Raw genomic sequence first — 25,172 nt, 5'->3', positions numbered from 1 at the left:
GTGGTCGCATATAGCTTTTTCATTTTTAGGCACTACCCTAAGGCTATGGAGATCGACACCAAGACAACCGCCGGCAAGCTTGCCGATCTAGGAGCACGCATTGATCAAGCGATGCACGCTGCCGGCGCGGACAAGGTTGAACGCCAACACGCCAAAGGCAAGATGACCGCCAGGGAACGCATCCACGCGATCCTCGACGAGGGCACCTTCTCCGAGATGGACGAGTTCAGCCGACACCGCAATCACGACTTCGGCATGCAGGCGACTAGGCCATACGGGGACGGCGTAATCATCGGCACCGGCTATATTCACAACAGGCCCGTCTGCATCTTCAGCCAGGACGTCGGTATCTTCGGCGGCTCGCTCGGCCAGGTTTATGGCGAAAAGATCGTCAAGATTATCGAGCTAGCAACAAAGACCGGCTGCCCGCTGATCGGCATTAACGAAGGCGGCGGCGCGCGCGTCCAAGAGGGCGTTGTTTCGCTCGGTCTTTATGGGGAAATCTTCCATCACAACGTCATGGCCTCGGGAGTTATTCCACAGATCAGCCTGGTGATGGGCGCTGCGGCTGGTGGTCATGTCTACTCCCCCGCGCTCACAGACTTCATCGTCATGGTCGACCAAACCAGCCAGATGTTCATCACCGGCCCGGAAATCGTTCGAACAGTTACCGGCGAGGACGTCTCTCTAGAGGAACTTGGCGGCGGACGCACGCACTCGGAGAAGTCCGGTGTCGCTCACTACCTGGCAGTCGATGAGACGGATGCTCTCGACTACGTCCGGGAGCTGATCACATATCTGCCTCAGAACAACCTTGAGGATGCCCCGATCTACGAGTTCGCAGAGGCAGCAGATCTCGACTTCACCGATCACGACCGCAAACTGGACGTGCTGATCCCCGACGACCCGAGCCACGCATACGACATGCGAGAAGTTATCCGGACCGTGCTCGATGACGACGAGTTTTTGGAAGTCCAAGAGCTGTACGCGCAGAATATTATCTGCGGATTCGGCCGAATCGAGGGCCGCTCGATCGGCATCGTCGCAAATCAGCCCCAGGTGCTGGCCGGCTGTCTCGACATCAAGGCATCCGAAAAGGCCGCCCGCTTCGTACGCACCTGCGACTGCTTCAATATTCCCGTCATTACGTTCGTCGACGTGCCAGGCTTCCTGCCGGGCGTCGAACAGGAGCATGACGGAATTATCCGCCGTGGCGCAAAGCTCATCTACGCCTATGGCGAAGCCAGCGTTCCGCTAGTCACGATCATCACCCGAAAGGCTTACGGCGGCGCGTACATCGTTATGGGTTCCAAGCACTTGGGAGCCGACATAAACCTGGCGTGGCCTACCGCTCAGATCGCCGTAATGGGCGCCGAGGGCGCGGTGAACCTGCTTTACCGCAAGCAGCTTCGGGAAGCCGAGGATCCACAGGCGCTGCGCACTGAGCTGCTGAACGAATACGAAAACGAGCTCTCTAACCCGTACACAGCCGCCGAACGCGGTTACGTCGACCAGGTCATTTACCCACACGAGACCAGGGCCCAGGTGGTTCGTGCTCTGCGTCTGCTGCGCAGCAAACGCGAGACCTTGCCGCCCAAGAAGCATGGGAATATACCGCTATGATGCACGGAGAGTTGAAGGTTACTAAAGGAGACCCGACCGACGAGGAGCTAGCTGCCCTGGTCGCCGTGCTGAGCGCACAAACGGCCAAGCCCGAACCTCGCGAAAACCGCGACCGTCCGATCGCAGGCGGCTGGAACTCCTATTGGCGAAACATCAGGCTTCCGTTCGTCTACGGCCCTGAGGCATGGCGAGGAAGTTACCGATAGGAAAGAAATGAAGCTGATCCTTGCCTCCAGTTCGCCCGCACGCCGAAAGGCTCTGGAGAACTGCGGAATTAGCCCTCGAGTTATCAAACCGCTGGCAGACGAAAGCTATCCCCCAGAGCTGAGCTGCACTCAAATAACCACGATGCTCGCCCGCAGAAAGGGCGAGCACGTCTTGAAGGAGCTGGACGTGGCTGGCGACTTCGCATTGATCAGCTGCGACACGATGCTCGATGTTCAGGGCACCAGCTACGGTAAGCCAGGTAGCAAGGAAAAGGCCGTGAAGATGTGGCAGCGAATGCGTGGGCGCACCGGCGTCGCCCATACCGGCCACTTCGTCGCGGTTCGTCGTCATGGAAAGACCCAAACGCAGTGCAGGGAAGCCACCACGCTCGTCTATTTCGCCGATCTAAGCGATGAAGAGATCGAAGCCTATGTTGCAACCGGCGAACCGGAAAGGGTCGCCGGTGGCTTCACCATTGACGCGCTAGGCGGAGCCTTCATCACTGGGATCGAGGGAGACCCGTGGAACGTCGCGGGAATCTCACTGCCGCTGGTTCGTCAGATGCTAATCGACATGAACGTCGGCTGGCATCAGCTCTGGGAAGACTAGGACCGCAGGGTCAAGGCGGCGAGTTTATCGCTAATCGTTAACCCGCCCTTCCAAGGGCCCTCGAAGATGATCGCGTCAGAAGAAGTAGAAACGACTACATACCCCATTGCAGGTAGGTTTTCGACGAGAAAGTCGACCAGGATCCGCCCCTGTTCGGGGGTCATCGTCAGTGTCACGTTGTTCTCTTGATCGACGTCCACGTAGAAGTCTGCGGTGACCGGCAAATAGAAGTTTTCCGGCCCATTTTCCAAACCGAAAGACCGCAAGCTAGCCGCCCCCGATGGCACCCGATCGACGCTCGGCTGCGATGAACTGGGAGCCGGTTGGAGGCTAGTCTGGCCACAACCAGCAAGCAATAGCGCCGTTAGGATGGCCAAAAAAATCCGTCGCATGCCTCAAGGCTACTGTCTTCTCGTCTCAAACGCCGTGCGAATTCTACTCAAACAAGTCCTTTTGGCTTAGACTCCAAGTGGTTACCAGTAAGGAGTTGACAGTGACCGAATTGAAACGAATTAAAAAGCTGCTGATCGCCAACCGAGGCGAAATCGCGGTACGAATTATTCGCGCTGCCCGCGACGCGGGTATCACGAGCGTTGCGGTCTATGCGGATTCGGATGCTAATTCGTTGTTCGTTAACCTCGCGGACGAGGCATTTGCACTGAATGGCATGACGCCTGCCGAAACCTATCTGGACCAAGAAAAGATTCTTTCGGTCGCGCAGCGCGCGGGTGCCGACGCCATTCACCCCGGTTACGGTTTCCTATCTGAAAACGCCGACTTCGCTGCCGCAGTGATCTCAGCCGGAATGATTTGGGTCGGTCCCCCACCGCAGGCAATCGACACTCTGGGCGACAAGGTAAAGGCGCGTCACTTAGCCCACAAAGTTGGCGCTCCCCTGGTTCCTGGCACCAAAGATCCCGTTTCTGACGTCAAAGAAATAAAATCTTTCGCTGCAGAGCACGGCCTGCCGATCGCGATCAAAGCCGCATATGGCGGTGGTGGACGAGGCCTGAAGGTCGCCTTCACGATGGAGGAGATCCCCGAACTTTACGACTCTGCGGTCAGAGAGGCCGTGACCGCGTTCGGTCGTGGCGAGTGCTTCGTAGAGCGCTATCTGGAGCGCCCAAGGCACGTCGAGACTCAGTGCCTAGCCGACAAGTACGGCAACGTCATCGTGGTTTCCACCCGAGACTGTTCGCTGCAGCGCCGCCATCAGAAATTGGTCGAAGAGGCACCCGCGCCTTTCCTGACGCCAGAGCAGAACGAACGAATCTACGAAGCCAGTCGAGCGATCATAAAAGAAGCTGGCTACGAAAGCGCTGGGACTTGCGAGTTCCTGGTCGGCCAAGACGGCACCATCAGCTTCCTTGAGGTGAACACCAGACTTCAGGTTGAGCACCCAGTAAGCGAAGAGGTCACGGGTCTCGATCTGGTTCGTGAGCAACTGCGGATCGCCGAAGGCGAAGAACTAGAGGAATCCGACCCTGAGCCCCGCGGCCACAGCTTCGAATTCCGCATCAACGCCGAGGACCCCGGCCGTAACTTCTTCCCGGCTCCGGGCACGATCACCCGTTGGCGTCCCCCGACCGGCCCTGGCGTGCGAATCGACGAAGGCTACCGCAAGAACATGAATGTTCCGGGCGCTTTCGACTCGCTGCTTTGCAAGCTGATCGTAACCGGTGCCACTCGAGAACAGGCGCTGCAGAGAGCAAGACGAGCTCTGGACGAGTTTGAGATCGAAGGCATGCCGACTGTTCTGCCGTTCCATCGAGCAGTCGTGGAAGACCCCGCGTTCGTCGCTTCTGACGGAGACTTCAAGGTTTACACCGACTGGATCGAGGGTGACTTCGACAACCAGATCGAGCCGTATTCCGGCGACCTGGGCGAGGCCGCGGAGCCGGCCGCGCGCGAAGAAATTGTCGTAGAAGTAAACGGCCGACGCGTCGAAGTTAAACTCCCAAGCGGCCTGAGCGCCACGCCTGCAAAGCGCAAGCCTAAGAAACCGACTCGCCGCAGCAGGGTCACCAAGCTGACCGATTCCAGCGAGGAACTGACCGTCCCCATGCAGGGCACGATCTCCAAGGTCTCGGTCTCCGAAGGTGATCGCGTCGAGGAAGGCGACCTGATCGTGGTCCTCGAGGCCATGAAGATGGAACAGCCCATCAGCGCTCACCGCTCTGGCACCGTAAAAGGCCTGATCGCGGCCGGCTCAGTCGTGCAGTCTGGCGACGTAATCTGTTCGATCACCGATTATTAGCGATAAAAGCAGTTGTGGCCCGCATATGCGGGCCACAACTGCTTTTATCAGAGAATTATTTGCTACCTACTGGTTAGCACGCTCATGTAGTGAGCGCGTTCATAGTTGCTGGGATCTGGCGCGTTACCAGCGCTCATGGATCCGCAGAGCTGCCTGACCGACTCGTAATCGTTATCGGTAAGCCACTTGATAACACCGTCGAGCATTTCTGAGATGTGCTCGGGGCCCTGCTCAAGCACCGCGGAGGCGGTGCATGCCACGTCAGCACCCGCTGCTATTGCCTTGAGAACGTCGGCGGCAGAATGGACACCAGAAGTCGCCGCCAGAGAAATGCCCGGATTCTGGGCACGCAGAATGCCGATCCAACGGAGTGGGAACCGCAGCTCGTCGGGGCTGGATAGCCTGCGTTTGCTAACGATCTCCATCTTATCGAGGTCGATCTCAGCGCCGTAGAAGCGGTTAAACAAAACTAATCCGCAGGCGCCAGCATCGATAGCGCGATGGGCAAAATTGCTGAGCGCGGTGAAGTGCTGGCTGAGCTTCAACGTTACCGGGACGGAAACTGTCTCAGTGACAGACTCGATCACCTCTAGGTAGCGCTTCTCAACCTGATCAGCCGTTTCGTCGGGGTCTGTGTTTACCGAGTAAAGGTTCAGCTCGATTGCATCGGCACCTGCATCGGCAAGTTGTGCGGCATAGCTAGACCAGCCACCAGGGCGATAACCGTTCACGCTTGCGATGACGGGAACATCTAGCTTACTCTTCGCGTCTGATACCAGTTGGACGTGCCTGCCAGGACCGATCTTGTCCAGATCGATTTCGGGAGCCAGCAGAGAAAACTCCGCCTGTTCTTCCCCAACCGCAAGCCAATCCATCGCCTCGAGCTCTTCGGCCTCAACCTCTTCCTCAAAGAGACTGGGCAGGACGACGGCCCCCGCCCCTGAATCGGCCAGGCGCTCCAGCGTGTCTAGCTTTCCGGTTAGCGGGCTGCAAGAGGCGACAACAGGACTAGCCAACTCAAGCCCAAGGTAGGTCGTGGAAATGTCTACGTTCACTTGTCTTCTCCCTTGGCCTTAGCGATCTGCTTGCGACGCTCCATGATTGCCTTTACCCTCGCTGCGCGATCCTGCGACTGAGCCGGCCTAGGCGCCGCAGGTTTTTCTTCGCCGTCCTCGCTCTTACGGCTCATACCGGCAAGTGCTGAGTAATACTGCCACTTCTGTTCTGCGTCGGCTTGGGCTAGCTTGCCGAGCTGTTCGGCTGCCTCCGGGTTGGTGCGGCGCAGCATGTTGAATCGGGTTTCCTTGCTCATGAAGTCGATCACGGACCCCGTGGGCGCCTTCGAGTCCATCTTCAGGGGTTTAGCCTGATCGGGACGGAACCGGTAGAGCGGCCAGTAGCCGGTGGCCACCGCGTCACCCTGATGGCTCATGGAGGTTTCCATATCGATGCCGTGCGCGATGCAGGTGCTGTAGGCGATGATCAGGCTCGGGCCGTCCCACGCTTCTGCCTCCGCAAGTGCTCGAACGGTCTGCTGTTGGTTTGCGCCCATGGAAATCTGCGCCACGTAGACGTTGCCGTATAGCTGGGCGATCATGCCCAGATCCTTCTTGCCGGAGTTCTTGCCGGCGGCAGCGAACTTAGCGACCGCTCCCCTAGGCGTCGACTTGGAGGCCTGACCACCGGTATTCGAGTAAACCTCTGTATCAAGCACTAAGATGTTCACGTTCTTGCCGCTGGCCAAAACATGGTCTAGGCCACCGAAACCGATGTCATAGGCCCAGCCATCGCCACCTATGATCCAGACGCTCTTTTTGACCAGGGCACCAGTGTTCGTCAGGAGCTTAGCCGCAGCAGGATCGTCCAATTCGGCGAGCGCGGTTTCCAGCTTCCCGACACGTTCACGCTGAGCGAAGATGCCTTCCTCGCTAGTCTGATCTGCATCGAGGATTTCCTGCGCCAGCGAACCAGGAAGTTTGTCCGACAGCACTCCGAGTAACCGCCTGGCCTCTGCAGTCTGCTGGTCTGCGGCAAGCCGCATTCCGTAGCCGAACTCGGCGTTATCTTCAAACAACGAGTTACTCCAGGCGGGGCCGCGACCGGCATCGTTGGTCGCGTACGGTGTGGTGGGCAGGTTGCCGCTGTAGATGGAGCTGCATCCGGTTGCGTTGGCAACCAGCAGTCGATCTCCAAACAGTTGCGAAAGCAGCCTGATGTACGGGGTCTCTCCGCATCCAGAACATGCCCCAGAGAACTCGAACAAAGGCTGAAGCAGAGCCACTCCCTTCACCTGCTCGTGGCGAACGGCGGACCTATTTACCTCAGGCAAGCCAAGGAAGAAGTCGTAATTTTCGCGTTCCGTATCGAGGTGTTCAAGCCTGTTGGCCATGTTAAGAGCCTTATGCTTGGCCTCCGACTTGGAACGGGCAGGGCAAACATCGACGCAAATCGCGCAACCGGTACAGTCGTCGGGAGCAACCTGAACTATGTACTGGTGATCGGTCAGCAACCTGTCGCGGAAGTCCTTGCTGCGGAAACCTTCGGGGGCCTGCGAGAGCAGATCGTTGGGCGCAACCTTAACGCGGATCGCTGCATGCGGACATGCCATGGCGCACTTCCCGCAGTCGATACACAGGCTCTCGTCCCAAATCGGGATCTCATATGCGATACCGCGCTTCTCATACTTTGTGGTCGCTAGCGGCCAGGTGCCATCGGGCGGCAACGCGCTGACTGGCAGCAAATCGCCTTCGTCGCGAAGCATCGCACCAGTGACTCGTTGGACGAAGTCAGGAGCGCTGTCGGGAACGATCGACTGCTGCTGAACGCCGTTGATCTCTTCGGGGATCTGCAGTTCGAACAGAGCGGGGATTGCTGCGTCGATGGCGTCGAAGTTTCGCTGCACGATGGTGCGGCCACGCTTGCCGTAAGTTTTTTCGACCGACGTCTTAATGCGGTCGATCGCTTCTTCGCGCGGCACTACCCCAGAAAGGTAGAAGAAACAGGGCTGCATCACCGTATTGATGCGTTGTCCCATGCCGGCATCGCGGGCAACCTTAGTCGCATTGATTACCCACACTTTAAGGTCCCGATCGATGATTGCCCGCTGCAGATCTTCGGGAAGGTGATTCCAGGTGTCTTCGCCATACGGGCTGTTCAGCAAGATAGTCGCGCCAGGCTTGCTCAGCTGGAAGTTCGACATGCGCGAAAGTAACTCGAACTGGTGAACTGCGACGAAATCGGCGCGGTCGATCAGGTATGGCGAATCGATCGGATGATCCGCAAAGCGCAGGTGGCTGATCGTGGTGCCGCCCGACTTGCGGGAGTCATAGACGAAGTAGCCTTGGGCAAATCTACCCTCGTCCGCGCCAATGATCTTCACATTGTTCTTTGCGGAGCCCACAGTGCCGTCGGCGCCGAGACCGAAAAACACGGCTTTCAAAACGTCTTGGTCAGCGGTGGAATGAATATCTGAGTTAACCGGCAGAGACAAATTGGTCACGTCGTCGACGATTCCGACGGTGAACCTTTTCTTCGGCTCAAACTTACCCAACTCGGTAAACACCGCGACTGCCATAGCCGGGGTGAATTCCTTGCTGGAGAGCCCGTATCTGCCACCGATAACACGCGGCATAGCCCGACCAGACTCGGCGAGCGTGGCAACAACATCTGTGAACAGCGGTTCACCGACGGAACCGGGCTCCTTGGTGCGGTCCAAGACCGCGACAGATTTCGCGGATTCCGGCAAAGCCTCGATGAACCTATCCGCAGGGAAGGGCCGATATAGCCTCGGCAAGATCACACCGACTTTCTCGCCCTGGGCGAGCAGGTCGTCAACCGCCTGCTTCACCGTGCTCCAGGCAGATCCCATTACAACGACGACACGTTCGGCCTCTGGATCGCCGTAGTATTCAACGCTGCGATAGCGTCGTCCTACCCTGTTTTCCAGCTGAGCGAACAGATCGTCAACGACATTAGGAACTGCGTTGTAGAACTTATTGCTCGCTTCCCTAGCCTGGAAGAAGGTGTCAGGATTTTGCGCGGTGCCCCGAATCTGTGGCGCGTCCGGAGTCAGCCCGCGCAAGCGGTGAGCTGCGACATCGTCTTCGTTGACCAAAGCACGAATGTCCGACTCGTCCAGCAGCCGAATCTTATTCTCTTCGTGGCTGGTTCGGAAACCATCGAAGAAATGCAGGAAAGGCACGCGAGTACGCAGCGTGGCTGCGTGAGAGATAAGGGCCAGATCTTGGGCCTCTTGAACACTAGTCGAGTTAAGCAGTGCCCAACCAGTCTGACGAACACCCATGACATCGGAGTGATCGCCGAAGATGCTCAGCGCGTGTGTGGCAACCGCCCTGGCCGCCACGTGGATGACCGCAGGAGTCAGCTCGCCGGCGATTTTGTACATGTTCGGAATCATCAGGAGCAGGCCCTGCGACGCCGTAAAAGTGGTGCCCAGTGCGCCCTTGGTGACGGCTCCGTGTAGAGCCGCGGCAGCACCAGCCTCAGACTGCATCTCGACGACCTGGGGAACGTCTCCCCAGATGTTCTTCTTGCCGACCGCCGACCAAGCATCGGAAAGTTCTGCCATGCCGGAGCTAGGGGTGATCGGATAGATAGCGATCACTTCACTGAGGGCGTGAGCGACGCGTGCCGCCGCCTCATTTCCGTCCATTGTCGCCCAGCAAGCCTGCTGCATATCGTTCAACCTCTCCGCCGCAAATATTGCGGCACTAAACATCCATACAACCACCACTGTTCAAGTGATGGAAGGAACGCCTGCGAAGCTAAATCAGAAAACGATAAGCGGGACTCTCCGGATCGAGCGGTTCGGCAGGGATGCTGGACTTGCTGATTCGCTCCATCAAGTCGGGCATGGTCGCCGGGTCACCTAACTCGATGCCGACTAGCGCCGGACCTGTCTCACGGTTGTTGCGCTTGGTGTATTCAAAAAGCGTGATGTCGTCGTCGGGGCCAAGCACGTCCTTCAGGAAGCGAAGCAGTGCGCCAGGTTCCTGCGGGAAGGTGACCAGGAAATAGTGCTTGCGGTCTTCAAATACCAGCGACCTCTCCAGCACCTCCGCATACCTTGAGACGTCGTTGTTTCCACCCGATACGACTGCAACGACAGTTTCACCGGGCTCGACTTGGACCTGTGAACGAAGTGCCGCGGAGGCGAGCGCGCCCGCGGGCTCTGCGATGACTCCGTCCACCTGATACATGTCAAGCATTTCTGAACAAATCTGGCCCTCGCGGACGGTTGCCCACTCGCAGCCCATTCGCTGAATGATACTCAACGTATTTTCGCCGGCTTGAGCAACCGCTACGCCGTCTGCGAAAGTGTCGATATTGTCTAGCCGCACAGGGTGACCCGCCCAAAGACCAGCCTGCATGCTGGCAGCGCCCGTGGGCTCGACGCCGATAACACGGGTTTGCGGGAACCTCTGACGCATCCAGGTCAGACAGCCGGAAAGCAGTCCGCCGCCACCGACCGGCACGAGCAGGACGTCCGGCGCCTCGCCACCAAGCTGGTCGACGATTTCTTTAGCGACAGTTCCTTGACCAGCGATGGTGGTCTCTGCGTCGAAGGCGTGCACCTGGACTGCCCCGGTTGCCTCAGCCTCTTGAGCTGCTGCGGCGGCTGCCTCGTCGTAAGAGTTGCCGACGAAGACAAGCTCTACCCACTCTCCGCCAAGAGCGTTCATTCGATCGCGTTTCTGCCTAGGCGTAGTAGTCGGGCAAAAGATTCTGCCCTTCACGCCCAGCTGCGCACACGAAAAGGCGACACCCTGACCGTGGTTACCTGCAGAGGCGCAGATCACACCCTTGGCACGTTCGTCGTCACTCAGCTGGCTAATGGTGTTGTATGCACCACGCAACTTATAGGAGCGCACCGGCTGCAGATCTTCCCTCTTGAGATATACATTCGCGCCGGTCATCTCGCTGAGCCTGGGATTGGGCTGGAGAGGAGTGTGTTTTACGATACCCTCAAGCCTTGCTGCGGCCTCTTCAACGGCCGTAGCGTCGAGATTTGTTTTCACTTAAGTTCCATATCGTCCGGGTGAGATCCGACCCTGACGTTGCGATCGAGGGAATCGATGCGCTTCATCTGATCGTCCGACAGCTGTAGTTTTTGTGCTTCGAAGTTCTCAATCATGCGCTCGCGATGAGCGGACTTCGGGAACACGATGTAGCCCTTGTGCAGGTGCCAGGCGATAACGACCTGAGCCGTGCTGGCACCGGTTTCTTCGGCGATCTCCTTAAGAACCGGATCGTCAAGAACCTTTCCACGTGCCAACGGCGACCATGACTCTGTGGCAATGCCGTGCTCGTCCTGATACTCGACCAACCCATGCTGCTGCAGATAAGGGTGCAACTCGATCTGGTTCACCGCTGGGGTCATACCGGTCTGGCTGATGATGGCATGCAGATGATCGGGCTGAAAGTTCGAAACACCGATGTTTTTGGCCCGACCATCATCTTTGAATTCAATCAGCGTGCGCCAAGTCTCGACGTAATCGGTTGTTTTCGCCATTGGCCAGTGGATCAGGAATAGATCCACGTAATCAACCTCAAGTTTTTCTAGGCTCAAAGCGAAAGAGTCACGGGCCGCCTGTGGCTCGTGATTGGGGTTATCGAGCTTGGTGGTCAGAAAAATCTCGCTGCGGTCAATTCCGCTGTCGGCGATGGCCTTACCAACCTCTGCCTCGTTGCCGTACATCTGAGCAGTGTCGATGTGGCGGTAGCCAATCTCCAGCGCGCTACGAACGGCATCGTAGGCATCTTCTTGAGAAATCTTGTACGTACCAAAACCAAACTGTGGAATATTCACTCTTCCAGTCTAACTAGTCATCTTCGTCTTCGGGTTTTGTCTCATTTGCGGGCGGAATATTCATCACGACAGTGGTGTCATCGTGGCTGACTTCGTGACTGCCTTCCGGATGCTCAAGGCGTGCCGCGGCTGCCCTCTTTTGCAGCCTGTGGTGAGCTATTACCGCACGCGGGGTCCGCAATTTAGGGCCAATATTTCCGCTAGGCAGCGAACGGCCGAGCTGAGAGGCTCGCCACCGATCACGAACACCTATGTACCTATCCAGGTCCATCTCGGCTAGCACTCTCTCGATATTGCCGAGAATTGATCCTCTAAGCGTCCAAAGCGCGCTCTCCTGCGGATCAACCATCATTGCGTTGAGCAACTCTTGGTGCATTGCCCTGGCGTGTTCGAGAGCCATGCTTAGGTCGCTTTCCGCCTGCGCAGTGTTTCCGTCCGCTTCCGCATTGATCAGTTTGACGAAATAATCGACGACGTCTGCGGTGTCGTCCAAAACATCTGAAAAAGCCTGCCTGACATCATCGCCGTATCCGTCGTCGGGAGTGGGATTGGTGGGCGCCTTCTCCTCCATGCCCCGCCAGATTTGAAGGATTGTGATGTTTACCCGCTCCAGACAATCCAGCCCATAGCGAAGCAGCGGAACAACGTCGGCCCTATACAGCTGAAGCGTGTTGAACTTCGCGACTTCCGCAGCCTCATCCAATCTCGCCCTAGCGGTAACCGCGATCGGCATGATCTGACGATTGGCCAGCACCCAGTTATGCGCTGCAGTTTTATTCACCGGATGCATCTTTAACCGGTTGGCAGCGGAACGCAGCGTCTGCGAAAGTCGGTCCCCGATGACGTCGAGTTTTGTCGTCAGATCAGCAGTTCGAACCCTGCGTGGCCAGAGCAACGGAAGAATGATGCCCACAGCAGTTCCGACCAGGGTGTTCGTGAACCGCAAGTAAGCGGTCGTCTCAGTCGCCGCCATCGAACCGAGAATAAGCATGGCGCTGATGGGAGTCTCGAGAGTCTGATCCCCAAGCCGCAAAACCCTGGCCAGCATCAGCGAAACAAAGACGACGATGGCCAACGACCACCAGTGAAGACCGACGAATGTTGCAACGAAAAGGGCCGTCAGGATTCCTGTTAGCACGGCGCCAACCCGCACGAGCCCCATCTGGAATGAGCCACGCAGACTCGCCTGAATGACTAGCAATGCGGTAAGAGCGCCGGTTAAATCGACCGGAGGTGGCAGCAGCCAAACAGTGAGCATGTAGGCAAGCACGCTGCCTGTTGTGAGCCTGGCAACGTCGACCGCAGCGTCACCTACCGAACGACGCAGCCCGACCCACGTGCTGGGAAGACCAGGCCAGATCTTGCGCAAGCGATAGCGCAAAAAAACTTGTAGATCCGGCAGCTTCACGATGACACCAATCTAAATCTTTTTAGTCCCCTAATATGTTTTTACCCCCGCAAAATACAACTTGCGGGGGTAAAAGCTATTTACAAATTTAGTTGATAGGAGCCCACTCCGGGCCGGTTTCGCCGAGCTTCGTGTCCAGCTTGGTGAATAGCGGAGTCGGCTTCGAAAGCGGTGTGCCCACCTTTATCTCGTGACGCTGCCAGGTTGCTAGATCGTCCGCGTAGTTACCAGTCAGGACTGGATACGGGTCGCCGCCTGGCTCGCTGACTTCCTTGATCTGAGGCATCGAAGACCACTGTCCACTGCCACCGAGCATCTCGAAAATCTTCTGGGCGGAATGCGGCAGGAACGGGGTGAGCATGGTGTTCGCGTCTGAAACCACCTGCAGCGCGGTGTGCAGAAGAGTGTCGCGCCTGTCGGTGTCTTCCTTAAGCTTCCAAGGCTCGGTGGTCGAAAGATAAACATTAGCGGCGCTAACTACGCGCATGACCTCGCTGATCGCCTGCTTGAACTTGCACTGAGTTAACAGCTCAGCAACGGTGTCGAAGGCGCGAAGGCTGGTATCCAACAGCGCCTTATCGATCTGCTCGAGCTCCTTGGGCTCAGGGATCTCGCCGTTGTTCTTGAACGCCATCGAGATGGAACGGTTCACTAGATTGCCCCACTCGTTAGCAAGCTCTTGGTTGTTGCGACGGACGAACTCGTCCCAAGTGAAGTCTGTATCACGCTGCTCGGGGCCGGCCACCGCGATGTAGTAGCGCAGCGAGTCCGGGCCGAAATCACGAAGGAAGTCGGAAACATAAATCACGTGACCATGAGAGGTGTCGACCTTCGCCCCCTTCATCGTTAGGAACTCGGAGCTGACGACCTCGGTCGGCAGATTCAGCTTACCCAGCTTTTCCGAGACCTTGCCGCCCTTTGAACCCTCACCGTTGGCGCCTAGAATCATCGAAGGGAAAATCACCGAGTGGAAGACGATGTTGTCCTTACCCATGAACATGTAGATCTGGGTTTCCGGATCGTTCCACCAATCCCGCCAGCGCTCGGGCTCGCCAATGCGGTTCGCCCATTCGATGGCCGCCGAAAGGTAGCCGATCACGGCGTCGAACCAAACGTAGATGCGCTTCATGTCTTCAGATTCCCAGCCTTCGACAGGAATCTTGATACCCCAGTCGAGGTCTCGGGTGATAGCGCGAGGCTTGATTTCCTTAGCAAAATTGTAGCTGAAGTTAAGGACGTTAGGACGCCAATCAGTACGGGTGTCCAGCCACTCCATTAGCTCTCCTGCCAACGCTGGCAGATCGAGGAAGAAGTGGGTCGTCTCGTGGAAATCAGGAATCGAGCCGTCGATCTTGGAACGCGGATTGACCAGATCGATCGGATCTAGCTGGCGGCCACAGTTGTCGCACTGATCACCACGGGCGAACTCAAACTTACAGAACGGACAGGTGCCTTCGACGTAGCGGTCCGGCAGCGTGCGTCCCGTGGAAACCTGGAACGCGCCCATCTGGGTCTGCTTGGTGATGTAGCCGTTTTCGTAGAGAGCGGTGAACATCTCCTGCACGACCTTAGTGTGATTCTGAGTGGTCGTGCGCGTGTAAAAGTCATAGGACAGGCCGAGCGAATGCAGATCCTCGACCAAGATGCGGTGGTATTTATCGGCAGTCTGCTGCGCAGTCATGCCCTCGGCGTCGGCCTTAACCTGGATCGCCGTGCCGTGCTCATCGGAGCCGGAGACGAAGAGCACCTCGTCGCCACGCATTCGCATGAATCGAGCAAAGACATCGGACGGAACACCGAATCCGGATACGTGACCAATGTGGCGGGGGCCGTTTGCATACGGCCAGGCTGCAGTAGCGAGAATACGTGACATGCCTACAGTTTAAGACATAGTAAGATTTTTACGCCACAAGGCAGATGCCTGTGACGATTCGGATAACCAACAGCATCTAGAAACCTAAAATGGCCGCCACCAAAAGGTGACGGCCATTTTTTGTTGAATTACTTGTCTGCCTCGCCCGATTCGATCTGGGTGGAAGCCGAATTTGTGGCAACCTTGATCTTGCGCGGCTTGGCCTCCTCCGCAACAGGAATCGTGATGGTCAAAACGCCATCGGTGTAATCAGCTGCGATGCCGGAAAGATCTAGACCGGTGCCCAGCGTCAGCTGACGTGCATAACTGCCGTAGCTGCGTTCGCGGCTCATCCACTGATTCTTTTCATCGTTCGTGGTCATTTCGTGCTGCTTACGCTCTGCTCGAACGGTCAAGGTGCGATCGTCAACGTCGATGTCGATGGAATCCGGATCGACGCCAGGAAGATCCATCTTGACGATGAACTCGTTGCCATCACGCAACAGATCCATAGGCATTACACGATCCGTGCTGGTGCGGTTCATCTGGTTGAACCAACGATCCATTTCACGGAACGGGTTGTAAACTGTGGTGCTCATTTTTCCTCCTGATAATTCTCTTGGGCTCGTCGCCCTTACACCGGATATAACCAATGTCCAGGAGAACTTATTCCAAAGTTGAGTTAAATAGACTCAACTTTTTTGAAAAAGTTTTTAGCGCCTACCTTTGGGCGTAACCACCTTGCAAGCAGCCCAGTCCGGACTGACTTCAACGCTCTTAGTCAGAGCAACCCCAGCGGTATCAGCAGCCTCACTCAGATCCACCTGCTCGATGAATCCGTCGCGGCCAATCCTCGGGGTCATCAGCCAGATGTATCCCTCGTCGCTCAGATCACGAAGCGCGTCGACTAGACCATCGGTTGCATCGGTGTCATCGCGAAGCCACAGCAGGACGACGTCGACGGCCTCGTAGGCGTCTTCGATCAAATCGTCGTCAATGGCATCCATGATTTCTTCACGCAGGTCCTCGTCGACATCCTCGTCCCAGCCGAGCTCCTGCACGACCATTCCTGGCTTCAGGCCAAGAAGGTCCGCCACCGAATCGGTGGTTTTTTTATCTTTCAGGGTTTTCGCGCCCTGACCAGTTTGTCCTTGACGGACGGTCGGCACCTTTCCTCCACTCTCCGTGTTCATAACAAACACAAGAATGCCAGAATTAATCGCCTAACGCACGCACCACTGGCCCGAAAACGAAAAACGGCTCGGCCCCCAGTCTTAGCCGGGAGCCGAGCCGAATCGATTATTTGACTATTCGAAGTCTTCCACCGCTACCGCGTTGGCATCATTAATTTGATACCGATTCGCGGCATCAATGGCCCACTGCATCGGAACCTCGCCGCGCCTCGCAAGCGCGTTGAGGGTGCGCACAGCGATGGATGGGGCGTCAATGTGCAGGTGACGGCGGGCTGCTTCGCGAGTATCGGAGAAACCAAAACCGTCCGCACCCAGCGTGTAGTAGTCGCCGGGCACCCACTCGCGGATCTGATCTTGAACCGCACGCATAAAGTCGCTCACCGCGATGAACGGGCCAGGACGCCCCTCCAGCTTGGACGTGACGTAGGCCTTCTGCGGAGCTTCTTCCGGATGCTGCCAGTTGTGATCGTCGGCACGCTGACCGTCGCGACGAAGCTCGTTCCAGCTAGTTACGCTCCACACGTCTGCGACGACTCCCCAATCATCCTTCAGCAGTCTCTGTGCCTCGAGAGCCCACGGGACGCCAACACCCGAGGCCAGGATCTGGGCGCGCCTGGCGTCCGGGTTGACGCCATCCATGCTGCCCTCGCTGATCAGGTGGATGCCCTTGAGGATTCCCTCGACATCGACGTTTTCGGGCGCCGGCGGCTGAACCATCGGCTCGTTGTACATCGTTATGTAATACGAGATATCTTCAGGATTCTCGCCGTACATCCGGCGCAGACCGTCCTGAACGATGTAGCTGATCTCGTATCCATACGCCGGGTCGTAGCTGACGATGCCCTCGTTCGTGAGCGTCAGCATATGAGAGTGGCCGTCCATGTGCTGTAGGCCCTCGCCGGTAAGCGTCGTCTTGCCTGCCGTCGCTCCGATGTAGAAACCGCGCGCCAGTTGGTCCGCGGCAGCCCACATCATGTCTCCGGTGCGCTGATATCCGAACATCGAGTAGAAAATGTAGATCGGAATCATCGGTTCGCCGTGAGTCGCATAGCTCGTGCCAGCTGCTGTGAACGCGGCCGTGGCGCCCGCTTCGTTAATTCCGACGTGGAAGATCTGCCCGTTTGTAGCCTCGCGGTAGCTGAGCATCAGGTCATGATCGACAGGCGTGTACTGCTGACCGTTCGGGTTGTAGATCTTGATGGTCGGGAAGAACGAGTCCATGCCGAACGTGCGCGCCTCGTCGGGGATGATCGGCACGATATACGGCGCGACGTTCTTGTCGCGCAGAAGGTCCTTCACCAAACGCACAAAAGCCATGGTGGTTGCAACCTTCTGCTTGCCGGAACCCTTACGAGAGGACGCGTAGAGCTTGTCTTCGGGAAGCTTGATCTTGCGACCGTGATTCTCGCGACGCTCGGGCAGGAAACCGCCCAGTTCGCGTCGACGCTCAAACAGGTACTTCATCGCCGGATGGTTGTTATCCGGCTTGTAGTACGGCGGCAGATACGGATTTTCTTCGAGCACCTCGTCACTGATCGGGATCTTGCAGCGATCGCGAAGCCCCTTGAGGTCATCTGCCGCTAGCTTCTTCATCTGGTGGGTGGCGTTTCGTCCGGCGAAATGCGTGCCAAGGAAGTAGCCCTTAATCGTGTGCGCCAGGATGACGGTCGGAGCACCGACGAACTCCATCGCCGACTTGTAAGCGTTGAAGATCTTGACGTAGTCGTGACCACCGCGACGCAGCGCCCAAATATCGTCGTCTGACCAGTCCTCGACCATCTTCAGCGTGCGCGGATCGCGACCGAAAAAGTGTTCGCGCACGTAAGCGCCGTCGTTGGCCTTGAAGGTCTGGTAGTCACCGTCGCGAGTCTCGTTCATAACTTTGACGAGCGCACCCTCAGTGTCGTTTTGCAGCAGCTTGTCCCAGCCAGAACCCCAAATCAGCTTGATGACGTTCCAGCCGGCGCCACGGAAGAAGGCCTCCAGCTCTTGGATGATCTTGCCATTGCCGCGAACCGGGCCGTCAAGGCGCTGCAGGTTGCAGTTGACGACGAACGTCAGGTTATCCAGGCCCTGATTTGCTGCCATCTGAAGCGCGCCGCGAGCCTCCGGCTCATCCATCTCGCCGTCGCCCAGGAATGCCCAGACGTGTTGGTCGCTGGTGTCCTTGATACCGCGATTCTCAAGGTATTTGTTGAACGCAGCCTGATAAACCGCGTTGATGGGGCCGATGCCCATGGACACAGTCGGGAATTCCCAGAAGTCCCGCATCTGGTGCGGATGCGGATAGCTCGGCAGACCCCTGCCCTTTCGCGGACGGCTGTGCTCTTGGCGGAAGCCATCGAGATCGCGCTCGGTCAGCCGTCCCTCTAGGTATGCGCGGGCGTATTGACCCGGAGCGGAGTGGCCTTGGAAGTAAACCTGGTCGCCGCCGCCCGGATGATCCTTGCCGCGCCAGAAATGCTGCAGACCAACTTCGTAGAGGGTGGTCTGCGCCGCATAGCTGGAGATGTGGCCGCCGACGCCGACGCCCGGACGCTGCTGGCGGTGAACCAGAACTGCGGCGTTCCAGCGCAGCCAGTGGCGGATGTCGCTTTCATACTCCACATTGCCGGGATACGGCACCTCATTCTCAACCGGGATGGTGTTCACGAAGTCCGATGAGACCAAAGAGGGCACGTTTATCTGGCTCTGACGCGCGTGCTCGTTCAACTTCAAGATGATGTAGCGGGCACGGTTCACACCCTGAGTTTCGATCAGCCCGTCGAGAGATTCAGTCCACTCAGCGGTCTCTTCAGGGTTTGTATCAGGCAGGTTAGTTGGCTGCCCATTTAGGAGTGGGCCAGGTTTCTGGCGAGGTATCACGCTAGCGTCCTTTCATCTTTCCGGCCGCCGCTTCGCCGCGACGACAGGACAGGCGACTTTTTCACACTTCCATCTTGACCTAAGGAACCAACTATTTTCAGCAGGCAAGAATTATTTTTTTAGAAAGTAAAAAATGAATGCCTTATTACTGCAACAGCTCACACTTCCGACAAGCAGGTGGATATGTTCGTCTTGTAAGCCAAACTGAAGAAAGGCCTATTGAAATGGAGCTTCGTAAAGACGCCAAGTGGTCACTAGTAATTCCGACGAGCATGGGGGTTCGCCTCACCCCGGACAATCAGCAGCCGGTGCAGTCGTCAACGCATTTCACGATGACCGCCACGTCAGCAGAATCTAATGTCGGAGCTATTTCCAGTTACCTCGGTCAACCCGTCAAGATCCTCACAAATTTTGTCGAAGGCAGTCCGATTTCTCAGTTCATCAAGTCGAATCTACGCGCCAGGTTCATGGACTATGAAGGCCCGGATCTGCCGCAAAATGACGCCTGGGGTAACCGTCACCAGTTCAACATCGCCGACTCCGGATACGGGAACCGTGGAGCTCGCGTCTGGAACGACCGATCCGGCGAGGTCGGCCTGCAACTAAACGCCAAAGACTTCGACTTAGATCGCATCTTCGGTGAAGAGGGCGCGAAGATTGTTCACATGTCCGGCCTTATCGCGGCGCTCAGCCCGCAGACACTTCAGTTCTGCCTCGATATTGCCCACAAGGCAAAGGAATACGGCACGGCTGTCAGCTTCGACCTGAACCATCGCGCATCCTTCTGGAAGGGCCGCGAGCAAGAACTTCGAGATGGTTTTACGGAGATAGCCAATAGCTGCTCGATCCTCATCGGAAACGAAGAGGACTACCAACTTTGCTTGGGTCTTGAAGGTCCGGAGGCCGGAGGTAAAGGCATTGCCGAAAAGATCGACGCATTCAAGGCCATGATCCAAAACGCCCACGAGGCCTTCCCCAACGTCGAAGTGTTTGCCAACACGCTTCGAGAAGTCGTGAACGTTAACCATCACCTGTGGGGAGCAATTCTGTGGGCTGGCGGCGAGTTCTTCGTCGCAGAGCCTCGCGACATTGGAGTGCTGGACAGGATCGGCGGCGGCGACTCCACCGTGGGCGGCATCCTTTACGGTTTGATCAAGGGCTGGGAACCGGAGAAATGCCTGCAGTTTGGCTGGGCATCGGGCGCGTTGACCACCACTTTCTTGACCGACTACGCGGTGCCTGCAGACGAGGAGCAGATCTGGGCTATCTGGGAAGGCAACGCTCGGGTCAAGCGTTAATTGTCCATATTTCTGATGGCCGGTTTTTCTTGATTGTTAGAAAACCGGCCACCTGCCTTTTAAGCACACTAAACTGGCGGCCTAAGTTCTAAGAAGGAGAATATGGCCTTTGCGAGATTGCCTGACGAGAGCCGTCGCAGGCTAGTTAAACAGCTTCAGTCGCTTGCCGGCACGATGACGACCGCGGTGGTCTCGGAAATCACAAAACGGCACGACTGGTTCAATCAACTTGGCGCTGAGGAACGCTCGTGGGTCCGCGTGGTCGCCACCAACGGAATCGAGAGCTTCATCAACTGGTTCGCAGATCGCAGCGACGTCGACCCCGCAAACCTGTTTAACGCTGCACCCCGAGCCCTGACTAGGAAAATCTCGTTAAACCAGACGGTAGACATGATTCGCACCACCATCGAGGTGGTCGAGACCCAGATCAACGCCCGGATGAGCGATGAGGACAAGCAGGTCATGGGTCAAGCTGTTCTCTATTATTCCCGCGAAGTGGCGTTCGCCTCCGCGCAGGTATACGCGAGGGCTGCCGAGCGCAGAGGCAAGTGGGACGAAAGAATCGAGGCTCTGGTTGTCGACGCAATCGTGCGCGGCGATTCCGTCGACGCATTGCTATCGCGCGCCTCTGCCTTGGGTTGGACTGGCGGCCAGGTGTCTGTCGCGGTTGGCCCTACCCCACCCGAGCCGGACCTCGAAGGAATCAGGCACGCAGCCAGACAGCTTGGTCAAGAGATTCTTGCCGCAACGCACGGTGACCGTTTGATAGTCGTCCTTTCGGACAATAACTGCGAGGGTCAGTCGCTGGCGGAGCGCACGATCATGGGGCTGTCTGACTGGTTTGGCCCGGGAATAATCACGATCGGTCCACGAGTTGATGGGATCGAACACGCCGACGAGTCCGCAAAAGAGGCGCTTTCCGGTTCAAATGCATCGATTGCCTGGATAGAAGGACCAAGGGTGGTTCGATCCAGGGAGCTACTTCCGGAGAGGCTGTTGGCCGGTGACCAGAAAGCCAAACAGCAACTGGCCAAGGACATATACCGTCCGCTTATCCAGGCAGGGGGCGACCTGCTTGCCACCTGCACAACTTTCCTCGATAACTACGGTTCGGTCGAGGCGAGCGCCAGGGCGCTATTCGTGCACGCGAACACAGTCCGATACCGGCTCAAAAGGATCAGCGAAGTGACCGGTTGCAACCCTAGTTCGGCGAGAGAATCCTACGTACTCCGTTTGGCCATAGCAGTGGGAAGATTGGCTACAAACGACAAATAAATCAGTCGTTGAAGCGAATTAATTTGTAAGAACTCCACAAGGTTAGTAATTAGAATTAGTATTATTGCTTAATTACTTTAAGCAAAAGTTTAGGAGAAACTTATTACGTGCTTGCAATAGTTGCTCCGGGACAAGGAGCCCAAAAACCAGGTTTCTTGGCCGACTGGCTCGCCCTCGATAGTTTCGCTAATGGTTTAGCGGAACTATCTGAGGCCGCCGAGCTTGACCTCGCCCATTTCGGCATTGAGGCCGACGAAGAGACCATCAAAGACACGTCAATCGCTCAACCGCTGCTTGTTGCCGCGGCACTGTTGGTGGCCGACGAACTGGGCGTTACACCAGACGTCACGGCTGGCCACAGCGTTGGCGAGATCGGCGCGGCTGGCATTGCTGGCGTCCTGGACCGCGACGACGCGATTCGTTTCGTCACCGAGCGCGGCCGCGCAATGGCCGAGGCCGCCGCAGCTACACCGTCCGGTATGTCGGCGATTCTGGCCGGCAAAGCGGAAGAGGTTCTGGCCCGCATCGAGGAGCTCGGACTGACCCCTGCGAATCACAACGGCAAAGGTCAGATCGTGGCTGCTGGCGCATTGAGCGCGCTCGAAAAACTAAAAGAAAACCCGCCTGCTCGCACTCGCGTTGTTCCACTTAAAGTCGCTGGAGCTTTCCACACCGAGTTCATGTCCAGTGCGGTAGATAGGCTCGCCGCATTGGCGAAAAAGATCACCCCGCACCCCGCCACCGTCAAGCTGCTCAGCAACAAGGATGGCCAGGTCGTATCCGATGGACAGGACTATCTGAATCGGTTGGTCGGGCAAGTGACTACTCCTGTGCGCTGGGATTTGTGCATGGAAACGATGACGCAGTTGGGCGTTACGGGGCTGTTAGAGCTGACTCCCGCGAAAACCCTGACCGGGATCGCAAAGCGGAACATGAAAGTCGAGCGCTTCGACCTAAACACCCCGGATCAGCTCGATGAGGCACGGGCATTCTGCGCCGAGCACAAGGGCAACTGATAGGAACAATATGACACTCAAGGTTTCTAAGCCGATTCCGTACTCGCGGATGCTCAGCGTCGCGGGCTACCGAGGCAGTCGAGTTGTTGATAACGCAGAAATGTGCACGATCATCGATTCCTCAGACGAGTGGATCCAGCAGCGAACTGGCATCAGCGAGCGTCGCTGGGCTACCGAGGAAGAGACTCCTCTTTTCATGGCGGTTCAGGCTGCGAATAAGGCGATCGGACGCGCAGGCATAGAAAAGTCCGAGATCGACGGATTGATCGTCGCGACCGTATCTAACTACAAACAGTTCCCTTCGCTTGCAGTGCTCGTTGCAGCAGAGCTGGGCCTTGACGCCCCCGCCGCTTACGACATCTGCGCAGGCTGCGCCGGATTCTGCTACATGGTCGGCCAGGCCGATTCCATGGTGCGCTCCGGAATCTGCAAAAACGTTTTGATCATCGGCGTAGAGACTCTCTCAACCATCACGAACTTCGAAGACCGTGGCACCGCTTTCCTCTTCGGCGACGGTGCTGGCGCTGCAGTCATCGGCCAAAGCGACGAACCCGCGATCAGCCCAACCCGTTGGGGCTCCGACGGCGATCAGGCCGCAGTGATCGACATCGAGGACTGGTCTAAGGCTTGGGACGAGGGTGCAGCCAAACCGAAGCTGGCCATGGAGGGCCGAGCCGTTTACAAGTGGGCAGTCACCTTCATCGCCGAAGAGGCAACAAAAATTCTCGAAGACTCCGGTCTTAGCCCCGAAGAGCTGGATGTTTTCATCCCCCATCAGGCAAACAACCGGATCACCGACGCTATGCTGAGGCGTTTAAAGCTTCCTGAATCAGTGGTGGTTAGCCGAGATATCAAGCAGATGGGCAACACGTCCGCCGCCTCGGTTCCGCTAGCGATGGAGGCCCTGTTGGAATCCGGAGAGGCTAAGAGCGGTCAGTACGCGCTACTTATTGGTTACGGAGCTGGCCTGGCTTACGCCGGGCAGGTAGTTAAACTGCCATAATTGAGCTAACAAATACTCAACATAAATAAGGAGAAAAGAAATGGCTAACAAGGATGAAATCCTGGCAAAGCTGGCTGAGGTCGTCAACGAGGTTTCCGGCGTGGATACCTCCGAGGTTCAGATGGACAAGTCTTTCACTGGCGACCTCGACGTTGACTCTCTGACTATGGTCGAGATCATCTACGCGGCCGAGGAAAAGTTCGGCGTCTCCATTCCTGACGAAGAGGCAAAGAACCTGAAGACCGTCGGAGATGCGGTTAACTTCATCGCTGACGCGCAAGCCTAAATAACGGCAGCAAAGCGTCGAAATAGCCTGCCTGACTTTTCGCCAGGCAGGCAAAAACTATGCAGTAGGAGCTTGAATGACCATAGTCATAACAGGTTTTGGTGCTCTGACACCGATAGGTGACGATGCCGAGTCCACCTGGACGAACATGCTGGCGGGTCGCTCTGGCGTGCACCTTCTTGAATACGACTGGGCGGAAGAGCTGAGCGTGAGAATCGCCGGCGAAGTCACCACAGACCTATCCCCGTGGATCAGCCGTGTTGAGGCGCGCAGGCTAGACCGAGTAAGCCAACTTGCGATCGCGGCTGCGTCCCAGGCCTGGGAAGACAGTGGTCTTGCGGAAAACAATCCTTACGAGAAAGATCGTACGGGCGTGTGCGTTGGCACCGGCATAGGCGGCCTGACGACCACTCTCGAACAGTGGGATGTCATGCACAGCAAGGGCATCCGAAGGGTTAGCCCGTTCACCGTACCAGGCCTGATGGCGAACGCTCCTGCGGCCCACATCGGTCTGATGATCGGCGCCCGCGCGGGAGTTCACACTGCGGTTTCCGCATGTGCATCCGGCAACGAGGCGATCAGCCAAGGCATCGACATGCTCAGACTAAACCGCGCCGACCTAGTTCTCGTCGGCGGCACAGAGGCGGTGATCAATCCCCTGCCAATCGTTTCGTTCTCGCAGATGCAGGCACTAAGCAAGCGAAACGACTCCCCCGAAACCGCATCGCGGCCGTGGGACGTCGACCGTGACGGTTTCGTGCTTGGCGAGGGCGCGACCATCATGGTGCTAGAGCGGCTCGAATCTGCACAGGCCCGTGGCGCAAAAATCTACGGCACGCTTGCTGGTTCTGGCATCAGCGCAGACTCTCATGATCTCGTTCAGCCGGATCCAAGTGGATACGGACAGGAACTTGCGATGAAGCGCGCACTTGCAGACGCAAACCTTCATCCCAGCGAGATTAAGCATGTTAACGCCCACGGCACGTCAACTCCTCAGGGCGACACCACCGAGGCAAAGTCCATCAGCTCCGCGCTCGGGGACGCAGCCAAGGACGTTTTGGTGACAAGCACCAAATCGATGACCGGCCACCTGCTTGGCGCAGCTGGCGCGCTCGAGACCTTCGCAACCGTCATGGCGCTACACGATCGCGTTATTCCGCCGACGATCAACATCGAAAATCTCGAGCCGGATCTGCCCGTTCAGATCGTCGCTAACGAGAAGAAGCGGCTTCCTGCCGAGGGTAAGTTGGCTGCGCTAAACAACTCGTTCGGATTCGGCGGCCACAACGTGGCGATCGCCGTTACGAACGAAAACGTCAACTAATAACTTAAATAAAAGTGCCGGCCCGAAAAATAATTGAAGTGCTCCCCGAAAGTTGGACTGGTTAATTTGGTTCCTTCTTTCGGGGAGTATCTTTATGCGCAAGAATGCTGCTTTGTCTTATAGTCAG

The 25,172-nt window shown here is 57.1% G+C and carries 20 protein-coding genes; 10 read left to right on the top strand and 10 right to left on the bottom strand.

What is annotated here, in order from left to right:
- The first annotated feature begins 45 nt into the window (after positions 1–45).
- Genes G556_RS0107605 through G556_RS0107595 form a run of 3 tightly spaced genes read left to right on the top strand, consistent with a single transcriptional unit; the run spans position 46 to position 2,439 of the window.
- Positions 46–1,623, top strand: coding sequence for an acyl-CoA carboxylase subunit beta (locus tag G556_RS0107605; RefSeq protein ID WP_028822343.1), 1,578 nt, complete (start codon positions 46–48; stop codon positions 1,621–1,623).
- Positions 1,623–1,829, top strand: a complete 207-nt coding sequence (locus G556_RS0107600) for an acyl-CoA carboxylase subunit epsilon (protein ID WP_028822342.1) — start codon at positions 1,623–1,625, stop codon at positions 1,827–1,829. Before G556_RS0107605 ends, G556_RS0107600 begins: the two co-directional genes overlap by 1 nt.
- 7 nt (positions 1,830–1,836) lie before the next feature.
- Positions 1,837–2,439 carry a Maf family protein gene (locus tag G556_RS0107595; protein WP_016455745.1) on the top strand — a complete coding sequence of 201 codons (603 nt, stop codon included), beginning with the start codon at positions 1,837–1,839 and terminating at the stop codon, positions 2,437–2,439.
- On the opposite strand, the gene G556_RS11120 is transcribed toward G556_RS0107595, so the two are convergent.
- Positions 2,436–2,831 (bottom strand): lipoprotein, encoded by a 396-nt coding sequence (locus G556_RS11120; protein WP_051176793.1) that lies wholly within the window; start codon positions 2,829–2,831, stop codon positions 2,436–2,438. The two genes, G556_RS0107595 and G556_RS11120, sit on opposite strands and share 4 nt — an antisense overlap.
- A 101-nt stretch (positions 2,832–2,932) precedes the next feature.
- On the opposite strand from G556_RS11120, the gene G556_RS0107585 reads away from it, so the two are divergent.
- Positions 2,933–4,696 (top strand): acetyl/propionyl/methylcrotonyl-CoA carboxylase subunit alpha, encoded by a 1,764-nt coding sequence (locus G556_RS0107585; RefSeq protein WP_028822341.1) that lies wholly within the window; start codon positions 2,933–2,935, stop codon positions 4,694–4,696.
- A gap of 62 nt (positions 4,697–4,758) precedes the next feature.
- Here G556_RS0107585 and G556_RS0107580 read toward each other — a convergent pair whose 3' ends face one another.
- The 9 genes from G556_RS0107580 to aceE form a co-directional block, all read right to left on the bottom strand.
- On the bottom strand, positions 4,759–5,751 hold the full coding sequence (locus G556_RS0107580; protein ID WP_028822340.1) for a dihydroorotate dehydrogenase-like protein: 993 nt from the start codon (positions 5,749–5,751) through the stop codon (positions 4,759–4,761).
- Positions 5,748–9,392: a pyruvate:ferredoxin (flavodoxin) oxidoreductase gene (nifJ, locus tag G556_RS0107575; RefSeq protein WP_028822339.1), complete on the bottom strand. Its 3,645-nt coding sequence runs from the start codon at positions 9,390–9,392 to the stop codon at positions 5,748–5,750. The genes G556_RS0107580 and nifJ overlap by 4 nt, the downstream gene beginning before the upstream one ends.
- 88 nt (positions 9,393–9,480) lie before the next feature.
- The gene (gene ilvA, locus G556_RS0107570; protein WP_028822338.1) at positions 9,481–10,734 is read right to left on the bottom strand and encodes a threonine ammonia-lyase IlvA; all 1,254 of its coding nucleotides are present in this window, start codon (positions 10,732–10,734) and stop codon (positions 9,481–9,483) included.
- Positions 10,731–11,525 (bottom strand): aldo/keto reductase, encoded by a 795-nt coding sequence (locus tag G556_RS0107565; protein ID WP_028822337.1) that lies wholly within the window; start codon positions 11,523–11,525, stop codon positions 10,731–10,733. The genes ilvA and G556_RS0107565 overlap by 4 nt, the downstream gene beginning before the upstream one ends.
- A 13-nt stretch (positions 11,526–11,538) precedes the next feature.
- Positions 11,539–12,933 (bottom strand): FUSC family protein, encoded by a 1,395-nt coding sequence (locus G556_RS10645; protein ID WP_051176792.1) that lies wholly within the window; start codon positions 12,931–12,933, stop codon positions 11,539–11,541.
- Between the two features lie 88 nt (positions 12,934–13,021).
- Positions 13,022–14,806: a methionine--tRNA ligase gene (metG, locus tag G556_RS0107555; RefSeq protein WP_036916234.1), complete on the bottom strand. Its 1,785-nt coding sequence runs from the start codon at positions 14,804–14,806 to the stop codon at positions 13,022–13,024.
- Between the two features lie 128 nt (positions 14,807–14,934).
- A complete protein-coding gene (locus G556_RS0107550) occupies positions 14,935–15,384 on the bottom strand; it encodes an Hsp20/alpha crystallin family protein (RefSeq protein ID WP_016455736.1) in 450 nt (149 codons plus the stop codon).
- A gap of 114 nt (positions 15,385–15,498) precedes the next feature.
- Entirely contained in the window at positions 15,499–15,978 is a 480-nt protein-coding gene (locus G556_RS0107545; RefSeq protein WP_081636643.1) for a DUF3052 domain-containing protein, read from the bottom strand.
- Positions 15,979–16,092: 114 nt separating this feature from the next.
- Entirely contained in the window at positions 16,093–18,843 is a 2,751-nt protein-coding gene (gene aceE, locus G556_RS0107540; RefSeq protein ID WP_028822334.1) for a pyruvate dehydrogenase (acetyl-transferring), homodimeric type, read from the bottom strand.
- A gap of 224 nt (positions 18,844–19,067) precedes the next feature.
- Here aceE and G556_RS0107535 point away from each other — a divergent pair, with 224 nt between their 5' ends.
- The 6 genes from G556_RS0107535 (at position 19,068) to fabF (ending at position 25,045) form a co-directional block, all read left to right on the top strand.
- A complete protein-coding gene (locus tag G556_RS0107535; protein WP_016455733.1) occupies positions 19,068–20,141 on the top strand; it encodes a sugar kinase in 1,074 nt (357 codons plus the stop codon).
- A gap of 102 nt (positions 20,142–20,243) precedes the next feature.
- On the top strand, positions 20,244–21,416 hold the full coding sequence (locus G556_RS0107530) for a PucR family transcriptional regulator (protein WP_028822333.1): 1,173 nt from the start codon (positions 20,244–20,246) through the stop codon (positions 21,414–21,416).
- 107 nt (positions 21,417–21,523) lie between these two features.
- On the top strand, positions 21,524–22,432 hold the full coding sequence (locus G556_RS0107525; RefSeq protein WP_028822332.1) for an ACP S-malonyltransferase: 909 nt from the start codon (positions 21,524–21,526) through the stop codon (positions 22,430–22,432).
- A 10-nt stretch (positions 22,433–22,442) separates the two neighbouring features.
- Positions 22,443–23,435 carry a beta-ketoacyl-ACP synthase III gene (locus G556_RS0107520; RefSeq protein ID WP_024110611.1) on the top strand — a complete coding sequence of 331 codons (993 nt, stop codon included), beginning with the start codon at positions 22,443–22,445 and terminating at the stop codon, positions 23,433–23,435.
- Between the two features lie 40 nt (positions 23,436–23,475).
- The gene (locus G556_RS0107515) at positions 23,476–23,721 is read left to right on the top strand and encodes an acyl carrier protein (protein ID WP_016455729.1); all 246 of its coding nucleotides are present in this window, start codon (positions 23,476–23,478) and stop codon (positions 23,719–23,721) included.
- A 76-nt stretch (positions 23,722–23,797) separates the two neighbouring features.
- Positions 23,798–25,045: a beta-ketoacyl-ACP synthase II gene (gene fabF / locus G556_RS0107510; RefSeq protein ID WP_028822331.1), complete on the top strand. Its 1,248-nt coding sequence runs from the start codon at positions 23,798–23,800 to the stop codon at positions 25,043–25,045.
- The last annotated feature ends 127 nt before the right edge of the window (positions 25,046–25,172 follow it).

Source organism: Propionimicrobium lymphophilum DSM 4903 (assembly GCF_000423485.1).
Lineage (GTDB): Bacteria > Actinomycetota > Actinomycetes > Propionibacteriales > Propionibacteriaceae > Propionimicrobium > Propionimicrobium lymphophilum.
The sequence above is the reverse complement of the archived record's forward strand: the minus strand, read 5'-3'. Positions and strand labels throughout refer to the sequence as shown.

Excerpts from the sequence above, each read along its gene's own strand:
- G556_RS0107530 (WP_028822333.1), top strand. The coding sequence starts at position 20,244 with ATGGCCTTTGCGAGATTGCCTGACGAGAGCCGTCGCAGGCTAGTTAAA.
- G556_RS11120 (WP_051176793.1), bottom strand. The coding sequence starts at position 2,831 with ATGCGACGGATTTTTTTGGCCATCCTAACGGCGCTATTGCTTGCTGGT.
- G556_RS0107545 (WP_081636643.1), bottom strand. The coding sequence starts at position 15,978 with ATGAACACGGAGAGTGGAGGAAAGGTGCCGACCGTCCGTCAAGGACAA.
- G556_RS0107515 (WP_016455729.1), top strand. The coding sequence starts at position 23,476 with ATGGCTAACAAGGATGAAATCCTGGCAAAGCTGGCTGAGGTCGTCAAC.
- G556_RS0107535 (WP_016455733.1), top strand. The coding sequence starts at position 19,068 with ATGGAGCTTCGTAAAGACGCCAAGTGGTCACTAGTAATTCCGACGAGC.
- G556_RS0107595 (WP_016455745.1), top strand. The coding sequence starts at position 1,837 with ATGAAGCTGATCCTTGCCTCCAGTTCGCCCGCACGCCGAAAGGCTCTG.
- G556_RS0107550 (WP_016455736.1), bottom strand. The coding sequence starts at position 15,384 with ATGAGCACCACAGTTTACAACCCGTTCCGTGAAATGGATCGTTGGTTC.
- fabF (WP_028822331.1), top strand. The coding sequence starts at position 23,798 with ATGACCATAGTCATAACAGGTTTTGGTGCTCTGACACCGATAGGTGAC.
- G556_RS0107605 (WP_028822343.1), top strand. The coding sequence starts at position 46 with ATGGAGATCGACACCAAGACAACCGCCGGCAAGCTTGCCGATCTAGGA.
- G556_RS0107520 (WP_024110611.1), top strand. The coding sequence starts at position 22,443 with ATGACACTCAAGGTTTCTAAGCCGATTCCGTACTCGCGGATGCTCAGC.
- metG (WP_036916234.1), bottom strand. The coding sequence starts at position 14,806 with ATGTCACGTATTCTCGCTACTGCAGCCTGGCCGTATGCAAACGGCCCC.
- nifJ (WP_028822339.1), bottom strand. The coding sequence starts at position 9,392 with ATGCAGCAGGCTTGCTGGGCGACAATGGACGGAAATGAGGCGGCGGCA.
- G556_RS0107600 (WP_028822342.1), top strand. The coding sequence starts at position 1,623 with ATGCACGGAGAGTTGAAGGTTACTAAAGGAGACCCGACCGACGAGGAG.